This window comes from Cupriavidus sp. WKF15 (genome assembly GCF_029278605.1).
Taxonomy (GTDB): Bacteria; Pseudomonadota; Gammaproteobacteria; order Burkholderiales; family Burkholderiaceae; genus Cupriavidus.
Window position 1 is genome coordinate 1,689,629 of record NZ_CP119573.1, and the last position, 18,632, is coordinate 1,708,260.

The 18,632-nt window shown below is 66.8% G+C and carries 14 protein-coding genes; 9 read left to right on the forward strand and 5 right to left on the reverse strand.

All coding sequences use genetic code 11. The annotated features are described in order from the left end of the window. The first annotated feature begins 48 nt into the window (after positions 1–48). The 4 genes from CupriaWKF_RS25095 to CupriaWKF_RS25110 all read left to right on the forward strand — a co-directional run bounded on the left by CupriaWKF_RS25095 (position 49) and on the right by CupriaWKF_RS25110 (position 6,312). Positions 49–483, forward strand: a complete 435-nt coding sequence (locus CupriaWKF_RS25095; RefSeq protein ID WP_276101146.1) for a cobalt-zinc-cadmium resistance protein — start codon at positions 49–51, stop codon at positions 481–483. A 185-nt stretch (positions 484–668) separates the two neighbouring features. After that, positions 669–2,027: a TolC family protein gene (locus CupriaWKF_RS25100; protein WP_276101147.1), complete on the forward strand. Its 1,359-nt coding sequence runs from the start codon at positions 669–671 to the stop codon at positions 2,025–2,027. Between the two features lie 2 nt (positions 2,028–2,029). After that, on the forward strand, positions 2,030–3,190 hold the full coding sequence (locus CupriaWKF_RS25105; protein ID WP_276101148.1) for an efflux RND transporter periplasmic adaptor subunit: 1,161 nt from the start codon (positions 2,030–2,032) through the stop codon (positions 3,188–3,190). A 5-nt stretch (positions 3,191–3,195) separates the two neighbouring features. Further along, on the forward strand, positions 3,196–6,312 hold the full coding sequence (locus CupriaWKF_RS25110; protein ID WP_276101149.1) for a CusA/CzcA family heavy metal efflux RND transporter: 3,117 nt from the start codon (positions 3,196–3,198) through the stop codon (positions 6,310–6,312). 85 nt (positions 6,313–6,397) lie between these two features. Here CupriaWKF_RS25110 and CupriaWKF_RS25115 read toward each other — a convergent pair whose 3' ends face one another. The 3 genes from CupriaWKF_RS25115 to CupriaWKF_RS25125 form a co-directional block, all read right to left on the reverse strand. After that, positions 6,398–6,580 (reverse strand): hypothetical protein, encoded by a 183-nt coding sequence (locus CupriaWKF_RS25115; RefSeq protein ID WP_276101150.1) that lies wholly within the window; start codon positions 6,578–6,580, stop codon positions 6,398–6,400. A 135-nt stretch (positions 6,581–6,715) separates the two neighbouring features. After that, complete coding sequence (locus tag CupriaWKF_RS25120; RefSeq protein ID WP_276101151.1) at positions 6,716–7,942, reverse strand: MFS transporter; 1,227 nt, start codon at positions 7,940–7,942, stop codon at positions 6,716–6,718. 283 nt (positions 7,943–8,225) lie between these two features. Next, a complete protein-coding gene (locus tag CupriaWKF_RS25125) occupies positions 8,226–8,579 on the reverse strand; it encodes a hypothetical protein (RefSeq protein ID WP_276101152.1) in 354 nt (117 codons plus the stop codon). Between the two features lie 303 nt (positions 8,580–8,882). On the opposite strand from CupriaWKF_RS25125, the gene CupriaWKF_RS25130 reads away from it, so the two are divergent. The 5 genes from CupriaWKF_RS25130 to CupriaWKF_RS25150 all read left to right on the forward strand — a co-directional run bounded on the left by CupriaWKF_RS25130 (position 8,883) and on the right by CupriaWKF_RS25150 (position 15,764). Further along, positions 8,883–10,601: a methyl-accepting chemotaxis protein gene (locus tag CupriaWKF_RS25130; protein WP_276101153.1), complete on the forward strand. Its 1,719-nt coding sequence runs from the start codon at positions 8,883–8,885 to the stop codon at positions 10,599–10,601. A gap of 361 nt (positions 10,602–10,962) precedes the next feature. Then, the gene (locus tag CupriaWKF_RS25135; protein ID WP_276101154.1) at positions 10,963–11,556 is read left to right on the forward strand and encodes an acyloxyacyl hydrolase; all 594 of its coding nucleotides are present in this window, start codon (positions 10,963–10,965) and stop codon (positions 11,554–11,556) included. 102 nt (positions 11,557–11,658) lie between these two features. Next, a complete protein-coding gene (locus CupriaWKF_RS25140) occupies positions 11,659–12,873 on the forward strand; it encodes an MFS transporter (protein WP_276101155.1) in 1,215 nt (404 codons plus the stop codon). A gap of 63 nt (positions 12,874–12,936) precedes the next feature. Beyond that, positions 12,937–13,293 (forward strand): DUF2880 domain-containing protein, encoded by a 357-nt coding sequence (locus tag CupriaWKF_RS25145; protein ID WP_276101156.1) that lies wholly within the window; start codon positions 12,937–12,939, stop codon positions 13,291–13,293. 161 nt (positions 13,294–13,454) lie between these two features. Further along, a complete protein-coding gene (locus CupriaWKF_RS25150) occupies positions 13,455–15,764 on the forward strand; it encodes a patatin-like phospholipase family protein (protein WP_276101157.1) in 2,310 nt (769 codons plus the stop codon). A gap of 6 nt (positions 15,765–15,770) precedes the next feature. On the opposite strand, the gene CupriaWKF_RS25155 is transcribed toward CupriaWKF_RS25150, so the two are convergent. Beyond that, positions 15,771–17,009, reverse strand: coding sequence for an alpha/beta fold hydrolase (locus CupriaWKF_RS25155; protein WP_276101158.1), 1,239 nt, complete (start codon positions 17,007–17,009; stop codon positions 15,771–15,773). Next, entirely contained in the window at positions 17,006–18,304 is a 1,299-nt protein-coding gene (locus CupriaWKF_RS25160; RefSeq protein ID WP_276103201.1) for an MASE1 domain-containing protein, read from the reverse strand. The genes CupriaWKF_RS25155 and CupriaWKF_RS25160 overlap by 4 nt, the downstream gene beginning before the upstream one ends. Positions 18,305–18,632: the final 328 nt, after the last annotated feature.

Here is an 18,632-nt window from a genome sequence, read left to right on the forward strand (position 1 = left end):
ACTCGTTTGCAGAGTGCGGTATCAAGCCCTGCTGAGCGCCCCCGACCCATGCGATTCCTGTTCCTGCTGATGACTGCCTTGTGCCTGTCGCTGCTCTCCTTTGGAGCGGCCGCGCACGCGCACGCGGGTTTGCAGGGGCAAGTCGCCACGGTTGCCGCCCGGACTGCCGCGGTACAGGACAAAGTCACCGAAGTCGCGGCGCTACCGTCCGTCGACGAGATGGGGCGGGTGATCGCCCCCGGCGATGATGGCCTGCACGACGAAGACGCCATCGACGACCCGCCACCCGGCTACTGCAATATCTGGTCGGCGGACCTGCTCGATCCGCTGGACCTGCTGGACGAGATCGAAGAGTCCAGCGCCTTGTTCGGCCTGCCGACCGTGAAGCTCCTGCTGCGCGCGGAAGATTTCTGGCAGGCACCCGCCGGGCGCACCGAGCCCCCCGCCACGGCTTTCTTCAAGCCGCCGATTTCCCTCGCCTGATCTCCTTCGCGCCCGGCGCGCGGCCTTGCCGCTTCCGGGGAGCGTCCCATTGCCTGCCCAGATCTCCCGGCGCGCCTTCGCGGTAGCCGGCTGAGTCCGTTGCGGTCGTCCGCCTTGTTCGCGTCGCGTGCGAGAGCGGCGTCGCGGCGTGGCGCAGGCAGCCGTATCGCTTGTTTTCCCGACTCATGACAAACACCAAGCTGACCCTGATCGCGTCGCTTTCGCTGGTGGCGTTCGCCGCCGTGCCGGCGCAGGCCAGCGACGACTTGCGCCCGCCGGCCGCCGTCGTTCTCGCTGCCGGCAACACCGCGCCCGCGCCTTCCGCCGCTCCCGCCGGCCCCTCCTACGGCCTGCACGATCTGCTGGGGATGGCGCAGTCCACAAACAAGGGGGTCGAGGCTGCGCAGGCCAACGTCGACGCCGCCAATGCCGCCATCACCAGTGCGCGCGCCTATCCGAACCCGCAGGTCGAAGTCATGTACGGCCGTCTGCAGGGCAAGCAGCCCGGCGTCACCAGCGGCAATGCGCCAACCTACGCCATTACCCAGAAGCTCGACTATCCGCACCAGCGCAGCCTGCGCGAGGACATGGCCACGCGCGGACTGGAAGCGTCGCAGGCCATGCGGCAGGGCTTTCGCGCCGAGCTTGCCGCGCGCGTGAAGACTGCCTACTTCGAGGTGCTGCGCCGCGAGAGCGAACTGCAGGCGGCGTCCGAGGACCTGGCCATGACGCGCCAGATCCATTCCCGCGCGCGCCTGCGCGTGGAGGTGGGCGAGGCTCCACGCTACGAACTGATCAAGGCCGAGACCGAGCTGCTGGCGGCGCAGAAGAGCCAGCAGACTGCCGAATTGCGCGTGAACCAGGCCAAGGCCGCGCTGCGCCAGCAGGTCGGCGGTGCGATGCCGGCTCAATTCGCGCTGGACGGCAGTCTGAGCCACGCGCCGCAGGTGCCGCCGCTGCCGCAACTGCGCAGCACCGTGACCGCGAGCAATGCCGAACTGATCCAGCGCCGCATGGAACTGGAGCGCGCGCGGCTGGGCGTCGATTACCAGCGTTCGCTGCGCTGGCCGGAAGTCGCCATGCGTGCGAGCACGGACCGCCAGCCGGACAACAACGTCTCGCAGATCGGCCTGGTGCTGACCATTCCGCTGTGGGACCGCCGCAGCGGTCCGGTGGGCGAGGCCACGGCCCAGGCCACGCAGGCCCGCAGCGCGCTGGAAGCGCGTGAATTCGAGCTGGCCCAGGAGCTCGAAACCGCCTACCGCCAGTACGAGATCACCCAGTCGCAGGTGGCCGCGCTCGAGTCCGGCATCGTGCGCGAGGCCGAATCCGCACTGAACGTGGCCGAGTCGGGGTACCGCTTCGGCGAGCGCGGCATCCTCGACTACCTGGATGCGCAGCGCGTGCTGCGCGGCGCGCGCAATGAACTGATCGCCGCCCAGTTCGACCTGCAGGTCGCCGCCATCCAGATCGAAAAGCTCATGTCGGCGGCGCCGGGCACCACGCCCGCGGGCCTGCCGTCCTCCACCATCCAGAACCAATGATCATGCGTCCCAATTTCCTGCTTTCGCTGACGGCCGCTGCCGTCATGGTGTTTGCCCTGGCGGGCTGCTCGAAGGAGCCGGTCCAGGCGACCGAAGCGCCCCGCCTGCCGCCCGGCGTGGTCAAGCCCGAAGCCAACCTGATGCAGACGCTGAAGGTGGCGCCGCTGGCCACGTCCCCGTTCAGCGAGATGCTGCGCGTGGCCGGGCGCATCGATTTCGACGAGCAGCGCGTGTCGCGCGTCGGCGCCAGCGTGACCGGGCGCGTGACCGACCTGTACGCGAGCCTGGGCGAGGAGGTCAAGGCCGGCCAAGTGCTGGCCCGCCTGCACAGCACCGAACTGGGCGCGGCGCAGATGGCCTTCCTGAAGAGCGAGGCGCAGCACGAACTGCAGGCCCGTAATGCCGAACGCGCCCAGCAACTGTACGCCGCCGATGTGATCGGCCGCGGCGAACTGCAGCGCCGCCAGAGCGAACTGGCCATTGCCTCGGCCGAGATGCGCGCCTATCGCGACCAGTTGCGCGTGCTGGGCATGTCGCCGGCCGCCATTGCCGATCTGGCCAGGAGCGGCAGCATCAACTCGCACTCGCCGGTGTATTCGAGCCTCAGCGGCACCGTGGTCGAACGCAATGTGGCCCAGGGCCAGGTCGTGCAGCCGGCCGATGCGCTCTACACCGTGGCGGACCTGTCGCGCGTGTGGGTGGTGGCCGAAGTGCCGGAGCAGCAGACCGCGCAGGTGGCCGAAGGGCAGAGCGTGGAGATCGAGGTGCCTTCGCTGGCCAACGGCAAGGGCGCCCAGACCATTACCGGCAAGCTGATCTATGTGGGCCGCACGGTGAATCCGCAGTCGCGCACGGTGCTGGTCCGCACCGAGCTCGACAACCGCGAGGGCCGTCTCAAGCCGGCCATGCTCGCAAGCATGCTGATCGCCAGCAAGCCGGTCGACCAGCTCGTGGTGCCGGCCTCCGCCGTGATGCGCGACGGCAATGATGAGCTGGTCTACGTCGAAATGGCCGATGGCCAGTTCCGCCAGACGCGCGTCAAGCTCGGCGCGGAGAGCGACGGCATGCGCGTGGTGCTCAATGGCGCCAAGGCTGGCGACCGTGTCGTGGTCGATGGCGCGTTCCATCTCGACAACGAGCGCAAGCGTCTCGAACAGGGCTGAGCACCATGATGAAATCCCTGGTTGAAGCCGCCATCAAGCAGCGCCTGGTGGTGTGCGTGCTGGCTGTGGTGCTGCTCTTCTTCGGCCTGCGCGCGGCCACAAAGCTGTCGGTCGATGCATTCCCGGACGTGACCAACGTGCAGGTGCAGATCGCCACCGAGGCCACCGGGCGCTCGCCGGAGGAAGTGGAGCGCTTTGTCACCGTGCCGGTGGAAATGGCCATGACCGGCCTGCCCGGGCTGGAAGAGATGCGTTCGCTGAACAAGGCGGGCCTGTCGCTGATCACGCTCGTGTTCACCGATGCCACGGACGTCTACTTCGCGCGCCAGCTCGTCATGGAGCGCCTGATCGAGGTCTCCGGACGCATGCCCGAAGGCGTGACGCCAGTGCTCGGGCCGGTCTCGACCGGCCTTGGCGAGGTCTACCAGTACACACTGGACCGCCCCGACGACGGCAACCGCGAACTGACGCAAGAGGAACTGGCCGAGCGCCGCATTGCCCAGGACTGGGTGGTGCGCCCGCTGCTGCGCTCGATCCCTGGCGTGGCCGAGATCAACTCGCAGGGCGGCTACGTGCGCCAGTACCAGGCGCTGGTCAATCCGGAGCGCATGCGCCACTACGACGTCTCGATCCAGCAGGTCTACCAGGCGCTCGCGCGCAACAACGCCAACTCCGGCGGCGGCGTGCTGCCGCACTACGCCGAGCAGTACCTGATCCGCGGCGTGGGTTTGGCCAAAGGCGTGGACGACCTGGGCAGCATCGTGCTGAAGGAAGTCGCCGGCACGCCGGTTTACCTGCGCGATGTGGCCACCGTCACCATCGGCCATGAGGTGCGCCAGGGCGCGCTGGTGAAGAACGGCCAGACCGAGGCGGTCGGCGGCATCGTCATGATGATGCGCGGCGGCAATGCCAAGGAGGTCGTGAGCCGCGTCAAGGCGCGCGTGGCCGAGATCAACGCCAAGGGCATGCTGCCCGGCAAGCTGCAGATCGTGCCGTACTACGACCGCAGCGAGCTGGTCGATGCCGCGCTGTGGACGGTGACCAAGGTGCTGCTGGAAGGCGTGGTGCTGGTGGTGATCGTGCTGTTCCTGTTCCTGGGGGACGTGCGTTCGTCGATCATCGTGCTGGCGACGCTGGTGCTGACACCGCTGCTGACCTTCATGGTGATGAACCGGATGGGGCTGTCGGCCAACCTGATGTCGCTGGGCGGGCTGGCGATTGCCATCGGCCTGATGGTGGACGGCTCCGTGGTGGTGGTCGAGAACGCGTTCGAGCGGCTGGGCCACAAGGAGCCGGGGCTGACCAAGACCGAGATCCTGGTGAAGGCCGTGCAGGAAGTGGCCACGCCCGTGGTCGTCGGCGTGGGCATCATCATCCTGGTGTTCCTGCCGCTGATGACGCTGTCCGGCATGGAAGGCAAGATGTTCGCGCCGCTGGCGTTCACGATCTCGATCGCGCTGGCGATCTCGCTGTTCCTTTCGCTGACGCTGTCGCCGGTGCTGAGTTCCTACCTGCTCAAGGGCGGCGCCGAGCATGACACCAGGATCATCGCCTTCATGAAGCGGCATTACCTGCGCCTGCTGCACTGGGCGCTGGGCAACAGCCGCAAGACCGTGATCGGCGCGGTGGGGGCCTTTGTGCTGACGCTGGCCATCGTGCCGCTGCTGGGCACCTCGTTCATCCCGGAGATGAAGGAGGGCTCGATCGTGCCGGCCATTGACCGCGTGCCGAACATTTCGCTGGAAGAGTCGATCAAGCTCGAGAAGGAGGCCAACAAGCTGGTGCTGGGCGTGCCCGGCGTGAAGTCGGTGGTGTCAGGCGTGGGCCGTGGCGAAAGCCCTGCGGACCCGCAGGGCCAGAACGAATCGACGCCGATCGCCAGCCTCAAGGACCGCGACGAATGGCCCGACGGCTGGTCCCAGGATGACATCGCCAACGCCATTCGCGAGAAGCTCAAGGCCATTCCCGGCGTGCAGATCGTGATGGCGCAGCCGATTTCCGACCGCGTCGACGAGATGGTCAGCGGCGTGCGTTCGGACGTGGCGGTGAAGGTGTTCGGCGACGACCTCGACAAGCTGCGCGAACTCGCGGGCGAGATCGCGCGTGTCGCCGGTGGCATCCAGGGCTCGCAGGATATCCGCATCGAACGTGTGTCGGGGCAGCAGTACCTGTCGATCGAGATCGATCGCCAGGCGATTGCGCGCTACGGCCTGAACGTGTCGGACATCCACGACATCATCGAGATCTCGATCGGCGGCAAGCGCGCCACGGACATCTTCGAGGGCGAGCGCCGCTTTGCCGCGGCCGTGCGCCTGCCTGAGGCGTTCCGCGGCAATGTGCAGGCCATCCGCCAGCTGCTGGTGTCGACGCCAAACGGCGTCCAGGTGCCGCTGCAAAGCGTGGCGAAGATCGAGGTCAACGACGGCCCCGCGCAGATCAGCCGCGAAATGGCCAAGCGCCGCGTGGTGGTGATGATCAACGTGAAGGACCGCGACCTCGGCGGCTTCGTTGCCGAGCTGCAGCAGGCCGCGGGCGCCAGGGTCAGGCTGCCGGAAGGCTACTACCTCGAGTGGGGCGGCCAGTTCCAGAACATGGAACGCGCCATGGGCCACCTGAAGATCATCGTGCCGGTGACCATCGCCGCGATCTTCTTCCTGCTGTTCCTGCTGTTCAACTCGCTGCGCTTCGCCACGCTGATCATCACGGTGCTGCCGTTCGCGTCGATCGGCGGCATCATCGGGCTGTTCGTCACCGGCGAATACCTGTCGGTGCCGGCGTCGGTGGGCTTTATCGCGCTGTGGGGCATGGCCGTGCTCAATGGCGTGGTGCTGGTGTCGTACATCCGCACGCTGCGCGATTCGGGGCTTTCATTGCATGAAGCGGTGGTGCAGGGCGCAACGCAGCGCTTCCGGCCGGTGATGATGACGGCGACCATTGCCATGCTCGGCCTGGTGCCGTTCCTGTTCTCGACCGGCCCGGGCTCGGAGGTGCAGCGCCCGCTGGCGGTGGTGGTGATCGGCGGGCTGATCACGTCGACACTGCTGACGCTGGTGATGGTGCCGACGCTGTACCGCTGGTTCGACGACCGCAAGGCGGATCCGACCAGGGATGTGCCGGTCTGATGCGGTGATCCTGTCGCGATGATCAAGAAAGGCGCTTCGCGCGGTACGCGAAGCGCTTTTTTCTTTGACCGCTCGCCAGGGTGTATTACGAGACCGAAATCACCTTGATGTCTTCCCACTGCGGATGCAGCAGCCGCAGCGTGGCCAGGATGGCCTTGGGGTCGTCCGCATGCCGCTCGGACAAAGCGACAGACTCCGTCGTGGTGATGACCGGCTTGCGACCCTTCTGGCGGTACTCGATTTCGACGCTCTTGGTGACAAATGACATGGCTGGCTTTCCCGGAAATTGTTGCCTGGCGCAGGGGATGAAGGTCAGGCAGGAACAATAACGGCAGGCCAGCGCGGGACTTTTGATCCGGGCAAATACGGAGATTGTTTCAGATCATTGCAGCAGGGCGCCGGCTCAGGGCCGTTCCGTGGCGAAGTACAACAACGCCAGGATCGGCAGCGCGAAGCCGATGCCGCCGGCCAGCGGCCAGCCGCCCTGCGCAAAGGCCCAGCCGCCAAGTGCCGAACCCAGCGCTCCACCGACAAAGAACACGGCCATGAACACGCCGTTCAGGCGGCCGCGGTGCTCGGGGCTCAGCGAGAAGATCGCCCGCTGGCTGACCACCAGGCTGGCCGAGACGCCGAAGTCCAGCACGATGGCGGCGACGGTCAGCATGGCCAGTGCCAGCATCGACCCGGGCGTGCCGGCAAGCCCGAGCAGCAGCGATCCCGAGCCCAGCAGCAGCGCAATGGCCGTCATGCGGCGCCCGCGACCGCGGTCGGCCAGCCGCCCGGCAATGGGGGCGGCAATCGCGCCGGCCACGCCGGCCAGCGCGAACAGCGCAATGCCGCGCTGCGACAGCCCGAACGCCGGTCCGGACAGGTAGAGCGGCACCGTGGTCCAGAACAGGCTGAACGCGCCAAACATGCTGGCCTGGTAGGCTGCGCGCCGGCGCAGCACCGGCTGCGTACGCAGCAGACGCCACATGGAGCCGAGCATCTCGGCATAGCGCAGCCCCGGGGCTGGCTTGCGCTGCGGCAGGCGCCGCGCCAGGACGAACGACAGCACGGCCATGACCACGGCCGACAGCGCAAAGATGGCATGCCAGCCCCAGAGGTCGGCCACGATGCTGGCGATCGGCCGGGCCAGCATGATGCCCAGCAGCAGGCCGCTGGTGACATTGCCGACCGCGCGTCCGCGCGCATGGTCGGGCGCCAGGTGGGCGGCAAATGGCACCAGCACCTGCACGGCCACGGAACAAAGCCCGATCAGCCAGGCCGCCAGCAAGAAGGTGACGGCATGCGAAGCAAAGGCGGCAGCGGCCAGCGCCACGGCGTTGCCGGCCAGCAGCCGGCATACCAGGCGGCGGTTTTCTACCAGGTCTGCCAGCGGCACCAGCAATAGCAGCCCCAGGCAGTAGCCGGCCTGGACCAGCGTGACGATCAGTCCGGCTGCGCCCGGTGACAGTTGCAGCGCCGCGGCGATCGGTCCCACCAGCGGCTGGGCGAAGTACAGGTTAGCGACGGTCATGCCGCAGGCGGCGGCAAGCAGCGGTGTGACCCAGGCGGGGACGGACTGCGGCGGCTCGATCGGGTGCGTGCCCGGTGCGGTGGCCCCGCCGGTGGCGGACTGGACGGTCATGGCGATCTTCAACTTGGCGGCAGCGGGTGCCGGTCTTGTTATGCCGGCGCGATTCGAAGTGGCGCCGGCGCAACGCCTGCATCCCGGGTCGGATGCAGGCAGCGCGTAGTGGCCGGCAGGGTAGCACTTGTGCCGCCAGCTTGCAGGCGGCCGATCTCCGGCATACGGGGGAAGGGCAGAGGAGGTGTGAAGCGACCAGGACCAGCGCAATGACAGACCGGTGCTGCCATGCGAGCTGCAATGGTGGCTCCGGCGTAGCCGGCCTGGCCTGCCGGCTTGACCGTCAGCGCCGCTTCAGTTCGCCAAGGTAGTAGTTGATCTCGGCCAGCAGCGTGGTGTGGAAGGTCTCGGGCAACTGCCGGTCGTCGGTCATGCCCAGCAGGTCGTCGACGCGCCTGCGGAAGGCGCTTTCCACGCTGTCGCGGCGTTCCGCCGGCATGCCGGCACACAGTGCGGCCAGGAACTCGCGCAGCACCAGCAGGCGCGCGCCGTACTGCACCATGGCATCGCCCTGGGTCTTGAGGCTGCGCGAAAACTGATCGGGAACGACGTCTGGCGCGGCGGCCTCGTGGATCGGCACCGCGGCGTTGTCCGTGCAAGCTTGCGACTTGCCGGTCAGTATGGATTTCCTGAACATGACGGGCCTCCGTGAGAGCCTCTAGCGCCGGGTGTATGGACCAAGCGGTGGTTGCGTGCATCTTGAAGCCCTCGACAATGCCAGACTGTTCGCTAGCGGACACTCGAATCATGGGGCTCGCAAGACAGTAGTTTGCGGTGCATCAACGAAGGTGGCGCGGGGGCGTTACGTCCGGTGGATCGCTGCCGTTAGGGCCGAAAGACCGCGCTGCGCAAACTCTGCCAAAGCGCGCACCGCGCCCGCACAGGCATGCTGGCCGGGAGCATCGGGGGCTTAACCAAGCCAGCAATTCAAGTTTCCGCCATGAGTCAGTTCATCCATACGATCAAGTTCAGGATTCTCCTGGTGTTCGGCGTCTGTATCGCGCTGATGCTGGGAATCGGGGTGTTCGCGCTGCAGACCATCGCCAGCCTGAACCGGAACATGCACAACGCCTATGAGCAGAATACCGTGGCCATCGGCCAGCTGGCCGAGGTACGCGTGGCGCAGCTTCATATCCGCCGCCTGCTGTGGAAGATCCGCGCGACCTCCGAGGGCGCAACCAGCGAGGACGTCGCACTAGTCCAGGAGCAACGCGCGAAGATGCGCAAGGGCTGGCAGGACTACTATCCCGCCCGGGTAACATCCGCAAACGAGCGAGGCGTGGCCGATACGCTGGACGCAGCGCTTGGCCGTTTCGCTGACCTCGTCGGGCAGGAGGTGCAACTGCTGGAAGCCGGTGACCATGCCGCGGCAGCCCGCCTGCAGGACCACGAGTTCGGCGCGGCCGGCGACAAGGTCGGCGAACTGATCACGCGCGCCGTGGAAGTCAACCTTGCCCAGGGCGCCGACTACAACCGCAGCAGCCTCGCGCAGGCGCGCACCGCGCTCTGGATGACGGCGGCGTTGATCCTGGTCGGCCTGCTGGTATCGCTGGCGGCGTCATACCATCTCCAGCGAACCATCACGCGGCAACTGCGCCGTTCCGTCGAGATTGCCGACGAGATTGCCGCGGGACACCTCGATCAGCCGATCGAGGTCCGCTCGCGCGACGAATTCGGACTGTTGCTGGAAGCCATGGCACGCATGAGCCGCCAGCTTGCGCAAACCGTGCGGGGTATCCAGGTATCGAGCGAGGCCGTGCGCGTGGCCTCGCGCGAGATCGCCAGCGGCAATATGGACCTGTCGGCGCGCACCGAACAGCAGGCAGCTTCGCTGCAGGAAACCGCGGCCAGCATGACGGAGATTTCCCAGACGGTCCGGATGAATGCCGACAATGCGTCGCAGGCCAATGCGCTGGCCGGCAATGCCAGGGACCTGGCGCATGCCGGCAATGCGGCGGTGCAGGCCATGGTGCAGACCATGGCCCGCATCAGCGGCAGTTCGGACCGCATTGCGGACATCACCACGCTGATCGAAGGCATTGCGTTCCAGACCAATATCCTTGCGCTGAATGCGGCGGTCGAAGCCGCGCGAGCGGGCGAGCAGGGGCGCGGCTTCGCCGTGGTGGCGGGCGAGGTGCGCGCGCTGGCGCAGCGTTCGTCGGCTGCGGCCAAGGAGATCAAGGAACTGATCGAATCCTCAGCGGGCATGGTCCAGGATGGGTCGCGGCAGGCCGGGGAAGTCGGCCAGAACATGGCGCAGGTGATCCGCGCCATCCAGCAGGTCTCGGACATCATGGGCGAGATTTCCGTGGCGTCCGGCGAGCAGAGCCAGGGCGTGGAGCAGGTGCACGTGGCCATCAGCCAGATCGACTCGGGCACCCAGCAGAATGCCGCGCTGGTGGAGCAGTCGGCGGCGGCGGCGCAGTCGCTGGAAGAGCAAGCCAATGCCATGGCCGACGCTGTGTCCGTGTTCCGGCTTGCCGGGACAGGCGGGGCCATGGCGAGCCGCGTGCCAAGCATGTCGCTGGCGCCCGCCCGGCGCGGGGCGGACGTGAGCCGGGGCCATGTGCCGGCGGTAGTGCGACAGGCTCCGGCGGCTCCGCGCGCGGCCCGCGCCGAAAGTGCCGGCCCTGAGGGCGAAGACTGGCACACCTTCTGATCCGTCACAAACGCGCGAATACGGCAAGACGGTGACAACTGTTCGAGGCTTTGCGGCAACGGCCAATCCCTAGAATTTCGTACGTGGCATCTTGCTACACCCCCCGACTTCCAGCCCTCCTCCGCGAGGGCTCTTTTTTTCCTCCGCTGAGGCATCGGCAAGACTGCTCGGCACCGCATCGTTCCAGCTACACGTCCCCTTATGGGCAAGATTGTTCCAAAAACGGAACACTCTGTGCAATCCACGTGACTTTTTCGCATGCGGCCAACACTGCATAATGCGGCAGCCTGAGCAGGTGCTGCCGCCTCTCCTCGATGCGCGGTCGCCAGGCCCACTTATGTCTCGCAATCCGCCACTGCCAATGCCCAGCCGTCTTTCCCCGCCATGCCTCCCGCCCCGCCGCGGCGTCCGCCGTTTCGCGCTGGCTGCCATCGCCTTGTCCGCGGCGTTGTCCAGCGGCCTGTCACATGCCGAGTCATGGTTCGAGCCGGTGCGGCTGGGCGCGGCGGCCGGGGCCGGCAACGATGCCTCCATGGCGCGGCTGGAAGGCCGTTGGGACCTGAAGCACGATCTCTGGGCTACGTCGTCGCAATCGCTGCGCCTGCGCCTGGGTGTCGAGGCGTCGGCAGGCATCTGGAATCCGCATGGCAGCGGTGGCAATACGCTGGGCGATCTTGGCCTGACGCCGATACTCCGGCTGCAGGGTGGGGGTTCCAGCGGCGTTTTCGTCGAAGCTGGCGTGGGTGTCCATGTGCTGTCGCGCACGCACATTTCGGACGAGAAGGTCTTTTCCACTGCGTTCCAGTTCGGCGACCGCGTGGCCGTCGGCTATCGTTTTGGCGATGCGCTGGATTCGGAACTTGCGCTGCGTCTGCAGCACTACTCGAACGCGGGCATCAAGGAGCCCAACCCCGGCATCAACTTCTTCCTGCTCCAGTACTCGGCTCGTTTCTGAGGCCGTCAGCAAGTATTGTTCAGGGATGGCGGCAGGCCGCCGCCGCCATGCCGGCTGACCGCGCAGGCATGCGCAGCCGCCTGCGCGCCGCACGGCGCGACCGTGCGGCTGACTGGATACCGGCAGGCAGACATGCAGGCATTGGCGCTGTTTTCCGTGCAGTTCATGCTTGCGGTGACATGGACGCTCTACGTGGCGTTCCTGCCCGCACTGGCTGCGCAGGCAGGCATGCCAGCCGCGAAGGTCGCCTGGGTCCTGCTGATGGACCAGGCCATCTTCGTCCTGATGGATTGCGCGCTCGGCATCGCCGCCGACCGGGTGGCCGATGCCATGCGCCGGCTTGGCGTATGGGTGCTCGCCGCGACCATCGTTTCAGCCGTGGCCTTCGCATTGCTGGCGAAGTCGGCGTCCCCGCCGATGTTGCTCGCGCTCACCGCGTGCTGGGCGGCGACATCCTCGGCGCTGCGGGCCCCGCCCATGGTGATCATCGCGCGCCGGCTGCGAGCTTCGGCGCCCGCCTTCCTGGTCAGCTGCTCGCTGCTTGGCGTGGGGCTGGCGTCCGCGCTGGCGCCCATGCTCACCGTGTGGATGCGCGGGCTTGCTCCGGCGTTGCCGTTTCTTGTGGCCAGCCTTGGGCTGGTAGCCGCCGTGTTCGCATTGCAGTGGGTCGAGCGCCACGCGGGTCCCCGGCCCGTCGCCGCGCCGAACGGGGGGCGCGCCGGCGGAATTGTCATGGTGTGGCTGCTGCTGGCCGCCGTATTCCTGTTGGCGCTCGGATTCCAGGTCCATAGCACGGTGAATACCGCTCCGGCCTACCTGAAGTTCGTGAAGCAGGCCGACCTCGTGCGCGTGATGCCGGCCTTCTGGATTGGCTTTGCGCTCGGCGCGCTGGTGCCCGCGTGGCTGCCGCGCGGACGGTTCCCGCTCCAGTGCGTGCTCGTGGTTGCCTCGGTGCTGGGTAGCCTGGTGCTGGCCGGCATTGCCGTGGCGCCCTCGCTGGGCTGGCTGCTCGCGGCGCAAGGCGTGGCAGGAGGGCTGTGGGGCGTGGTGTTCAGTGCCGCTGCCAGCGCCGCGATCGACGCCGGCCATGTCGGCCGCGAGGGCAAGCTCACCGGACTGGTATTTGCGCTGGCGGCGCTGGCGGCCTCCTTGCGCATTGCCATGGTCGCGTCCGGCACGGCCAGGCTGCCCGCCCTGGCCGCCTTGCTGCCCTGGCTGCCAGCGGTGGCGTGGGGTGTCGCGGCCGTGCTGCTCGGGCTGTTCGTGATCCGCAATATGCCGCTGCTGGCCGTCGGGCCGGCGAGCGGAGATGCCTGACCGGGAGTACTGCGGGGCGCCCCCGCGTAAAATGTGGCGCTCCCACCTGTCCAGGAGATCTCCATGACGCTCGTCTTGTCCCGCCGAACCCGTGCAGCGCTTTCGGCGACCGGCCTGCTGCTGGCTGCCGCTACGGCGCTGGCCGCCGATCTCGAGATGCCCAGGCCGCGCGGCAAGGACGAAGCCCCGGGCGCGCCGGTGGCGTGCAGGAAAGCGGCGCGGGAAAAACTGCCGAATCCCGATCACTTCAAATGGGACGGCAGTACCTATCGCAAGGTCGCCGAAGATGCCTATAGCGTGGTGGCTGATGTCGAGTACGTGGGCGCCGACGGCGCCAAGCGCAAGGCCAAGGTCCAATGCGACGTGATCCGGGCTCCGGGCGACCGGTTCGTCGTGACGAAGGTCCGCCTGCCCGAGTAAGCGTGTGGTGGTCGAACGATAAGCGTCTGATTCTTGCCCGCCCGCTTGTTCGACACGGGCGCTTGTCTTATCTTTGCAACCTTTAGCTCGCGGACGCCGCCGCGGCGGCGCGGGTTGACTTTGCCGCCCTGTGTGGCAACGCCATTGCCCGCTGTCTTGCCATGCACCGTGTTGTCCTGATCCTTGCTCAACGCCAGCGGAGGCTGCTGCGCTGGTGGCTGCTCTGCCTAGGGTTGTCCTGCGCGCTGACGTCCGTGGCTGCGGATCTGGGCAGGGTGACACCGCCGGCGTCGGCAAAGCGGCCGCGTGTCTGCCTGGCGCTTTCAGGCGGAGGGGCACGGGGCTACGCCCATATCGGCGTGCTCAAGGTGCTGGAGCAAATGCGCGTGCCGGTCGACTGCATCGCCGCCACGAGCATGGGCGCGGTAGTTGGCGGGCTCTACGCCAGCGGTTTGTCGGCAAGCGAGCTGGAGGCGCGGCTGTCGCATACCGACCTCAGCGATATTGTCTTCGACCGCAACGAACGGGCTCACCTGCCGCAAACGCTGCGTGAGGACGACATCCGCTATCCGGTTGGGATTTCAGCGGGGTTCGGCAACGGCAAGCTGAAATTGCCAAGCGGGCTGGTGCAGGGTAACCGGCTGCTGGCCTTGCTGCAGAACTGGACTGCACAGCTGCCTGACGACCTGGATTTCGACAGGCTCCCGATTCCGTTCCGGGCGGTGGCCACCGACCTGAGCAACGGCGAGCGCGTAGTGCTCGACCATGGCTCGCTGCCGCTGGCCATTCGCGCGAGCGTGGCGGTCCCTGGCTTGTTCGCGCCGGTGAAGGTGGGCAAGCGGACGCTGGTTGACGGCGGGCTGGTGAGCAATCTGCCCATACAGATGGCGCGCGACATGGGCGCCGACGTCGTCATTGCCGTCAATATCGCGGCGCCGCTGGACGATCCGGCGGCACTGGATTCGCCGGCGGCAGTGACCCAGCAGATGCTCACTATTTTGACGAACCAGAACGTCGCGACAGAGAAGGCCTTGCTGACCGAGCGCGATATCCTGCTGGAACCGCAGTTGGGCACGCTGTCCTTTACTGATTTCTCCCGCGCCGGCGAGGGCGTGCAGGGCGGCGCGGCGGCTGCCCAGGGCGCAGATGCCAGGTTGGCTGCTCTCTCGTTGTCACCGGATGCCTGGCAAACGTACCTGGCCGGCCGCAAGCCCGGACAAAGGCTGGCCGAGCACCTGCGCATCGACGCGATCGAGATCAACAGCCACGGCCGCATCCCTGCGTCTTACGTGCGTGAGTCGCTGGGCGTGCGCGAGGGAGATGCCTACGACGTGGCCGCTCTCAACCGCGACCTCGCGCAGCTTGCCACGACGGGCGATTTCGAGAGCGTGACGCACCAGATGGTCGTTGAAGACGGGCGCAATGTGCTCAAGGTGGATGCACAGGAGAAGTCGTGGGGGCCGCATTTCCTGCTGTTCGGCTTCGGGGTCTCCACGACGTTCAACGGGCAAGGCGGCTTCAGCCTCCAGTTCGGCCACCGTTATCCGTGGATCACGCAAAGCGGTCTGGAGTGGCGTAACGACATCGTGCTCGGCAGCCAGCAGGCCAAGTGGCATACCGAGCTGCGCCAGCCGGTGCTCGGCAGGCAGGGCTTCTACGTCGCGCCCTATGCCGAATATGGCCGCAGGCGGGTCGACCTGTTTGCCGATACCGCCTCCAACGGCAGTACCGTTCCGCTCACGGCGTACAAGGTCGACACGGCCATTGCCGGCGTCGACCTGGGAGTGCCGATCGGCAGGCTGGGGGAGTTCCGCGCGGGCATGAACTACCAGCAGATCCGCTACTCGGCGGCGTACAACATTGTCTCGTCCCGCACACGCCTGTTCCCGACCGGCGAGGTTCGTCAGCCCGTCGTGCGGGCGCAGCTGACGCTCGACCAGCTCGATGACCCCCTGTTTCCACGCAAGGGCTATTACCTGTTCATGGTCAACCAGTTGTCTTTGGGCAGCGCCGACAACCGGTACAACGATGTCAGCGCCAAGGCCCTCTGGGCCGCGAGCGTCGGTCGCCATACCGTGAACCTCGCGGCCGAAGGGGCGGCGACCTATGGCGATCACCGCAGCGACAACAGTTTCAGCGGTGGCCTCGGTTTCACGCTGGGCGGCTTCCAGCACTTGTCGGCCTACGCGCCTGATCAGTTTTCAGGCAACTATCTGCTTTATGGCCGCGTGACCTACCTGAATGACCTGCGCGAGTTCATCCTGCCCGGGCTCCGTACCACCGTGGTGGGCACCAGCCTGGAGGTGGGCGACGTCTGGCTGCGGCGCAGGAATTTTGGCAGTGGCCCCTACAAATCCAGCGCCAGCCTGTTCATTGGCGGCAACAGCGTGATCGGGCCGCTCTATTTCGGTTTCGCCGCCGCGCCGCAAGGCGTGTGGAACCTGTACCTTCAACTCGGCCGCGTGTTCTAGCACGGACTAGTCCCCGCCCGCCGGCGCCTGATCCACGGACACGGCGTCCCTGTCTTCCGTGTCGGGGGCGGGCCGGTACTCGACGGCCAGGATCCTGCCATTGCTGCACTGGATCATTTGCGTACCCTGGCGCTCGACAGCGTGGCCGTCGGCCACATACGAGATCATCAGCGGGATCGCCACGGTCTGGCCTTCGATACGAGGCGGGGCTGGTGCGGCAACACGCAGCGACGGGCCGGCCATTTCTCCCATCCTGGCAAACAGCGCGATCACGGCATCGCGGTCGTCATAGGTGCCGGCCAGCGGATGCGTGCCGAGGTGTCGCCATTGCACGGTTGGCGCGAGCAAGGGGAACAATGCCTCGAAGCGATGCGTGGTCAGGGCCGCCAGATACTCGGCAACCAGGCTGGCCACCGCCTCGTGCGCCATGGGTACGTCGACCTGCTTGCGGGCTTGCCTGCGGGCGCGCGCGGGGTCGAACCCCAGGAATTCCAGCACGCTGCTGACGACCTGTTCGCGATCATTGTCGACACAGATCATGTGGTAGGAATTTTCCAGCACGATCTTGCGCACGTGCGGCACCGTGGCTTCAAGGAAGTCGGCGGAGCGAAGGCTGGTCAGCTCGTCCTCCCGCGCGTGCATGACCAGGGTGGGGCAGGCGATGCGAGAGGCGCCGCGCTGCACCCATCGGCGCAGCCGGTCGACTTGCCGGATGCAAGCCAGTGGCACCCATCGGTAGTGGAAATTGTCGCCGCGCTCGAACTTGGCCTTGACGATGGCCCGCACGAGATCATTCTTGATGCCGTAGGGCTCGTCCTCCTCGACCTTGATCCGCGCAGGCAGGCCTGGAACCCGATAAACCGGATAGCGCAGCAGGCGATACCAGGGTGTCGACCAGCCGTCGATGTACACCGGCGCCGAGAGCGCCACCAACTGGCCCTTGCGGTGCTGGCGGCGTTCGCACAGGGCGAGCGCCAGCAGCGCTCCCATGCACATGCCGATCACGTGGAAGACTTCGTACCGGCCTGCCAGCTCATCGTAGGCATTCGTGACTGCGTCGAGCCAGTCCTCGGCGCGCACTGGAAGCAGTGACTCGGGCTGGCCGCCGTGGCCGGGCAGGGTGATGGCATGAGTCTCGACGTCCACGCGCCGCAAGGCCTTGTGCAGCGGGCCGAGGTCGAACTGGGTGCCACCCAGTCCGTGGATAAGCAAGGCTCCGGTGCCGGTGCCCGTCGACGCTGTCATGCCGCGATCCGACCTTCCGCTGGTACAGGTCTGATCACGCGCCATGCACCGGCGATGACGGCAACCGATTCGTCGCCATCGAGCAGGGGGCCGCTCATATCGACAAGCGTGGTCGTGGTGCCGGCTGGCAATTGCAGGCGGAACCGCAAGTCGCCGCGTGATTCGCCGTCGCTTTCTCGAAGCCAGCGGCGGCGCACCAGCGCACGGTCCTCGGGGTGCACCCGGGCAAGCACCTTGTCGAGATCGGAGAAGTCCGCTTCGGACACGCCCAGGGCGCGCTGAAGGTTGCCGCTCCAGCGGATCGTGCCGTGATGGGGATCCAGGCAATAGATCAACTGGGCGCTGGCGGCAAGCGCCAGTTCCACGTCGTTCTGCCGGGTGGCCGACTGCTCATGGAGCTGTTCGCGGCTTGTCTTGAGTGTGTTGATCAGCAGCGTCAGCAGGGCGGCCACTGCCAGGTAGAGTTGTGCTTCCAGCAGTGACCTGCCGCGATGCATGGCGGCTTCTACGAAGGGCCCATCGCCCTGACTGGTATTGATCAGGACGACGCAAGCGAGCAGGGCAACCAACGCAGATCCGGCGCGCGGGCCCCACAGCAGCGTCACGACCGTGACAAAGAACAGCGGAATATAGGTTAGCGCGAACGAAAGGCCACCTGGCAGAGGCGGCAGGCCGATCCCATCGAAGATGAGCAGCGCAGTGACCAGCAGTGCGCCACATGCGCCCAGGCCGAACAGGAAGTCGCTACGGCTCATGCCGCCGGAGCGTTTGGCCCGGAAGTGCGACCAGCCGGCCAGAACGGGCGTCATGATAAGCACCCCCACCAGGTCGGATGCGGCCCAGACCCGAGCAACCGGCCAGAACGCAGCGCCCGTCACGATCGTGTACCAGCCCGCACCAAAAGCGGCGCTTGCGACGCTGCACACCAGGCCGGCAATCAGCAGCGCGCGTACGAAGGCAAGGCCCTCAAGCGAAAACCGGGTCAGGCGTGTGAGCCGGACCAGCGCGACGGCAACCGCGGCAAAGCCGATTTCGTCGAGGGAGAACAACACCATGCGCCAGGCGTCGCGGCCTTCGACCGCGCCCAGCAGCATCTGTGCCGCGAAGAAGGCCATTCCGAGCGCCAGCCAGCGCCGCGCCGGTGCCAGCATGAAGGCCGCAACAGTCACGCCTGCCGGCAACCAGATATAACCCGTGGTGGCAAACGGGCCGTTGATCTTGTGGGAAACATAGCCGGAGCCAAAGTACAGCGCCGACCACAGGAGCAGGGCAGCGCCGCGCGCGATTGGGTTCACAATTGTGCTCCTTGCTGTGAGAGCGGCTTGCGAGGGGGGCCGGCCATCTGGCGTGAAAATGCCGTACTTTGCCAGATTGTGCGATTGGCGTCGATGCGTCGACCAGGCGGGCAGCCCAACGGACGCGGGGATGCGGAAACGCCTGCAACTGCCGTTTCCACAATTTCGCGACTCGCTGTCAACGGCGCGGACTTCGCAACGGTTAATGGAAACACATGCGGGCAAATGGCACCGCAACACCGTGCCGCACTGCAACGGGTACGGTCGCCCGCTTGCCTGCCTGTGTCGGCAATCCGCCTTGGGCAATGCCTGATTCGCGGCCTGTCGA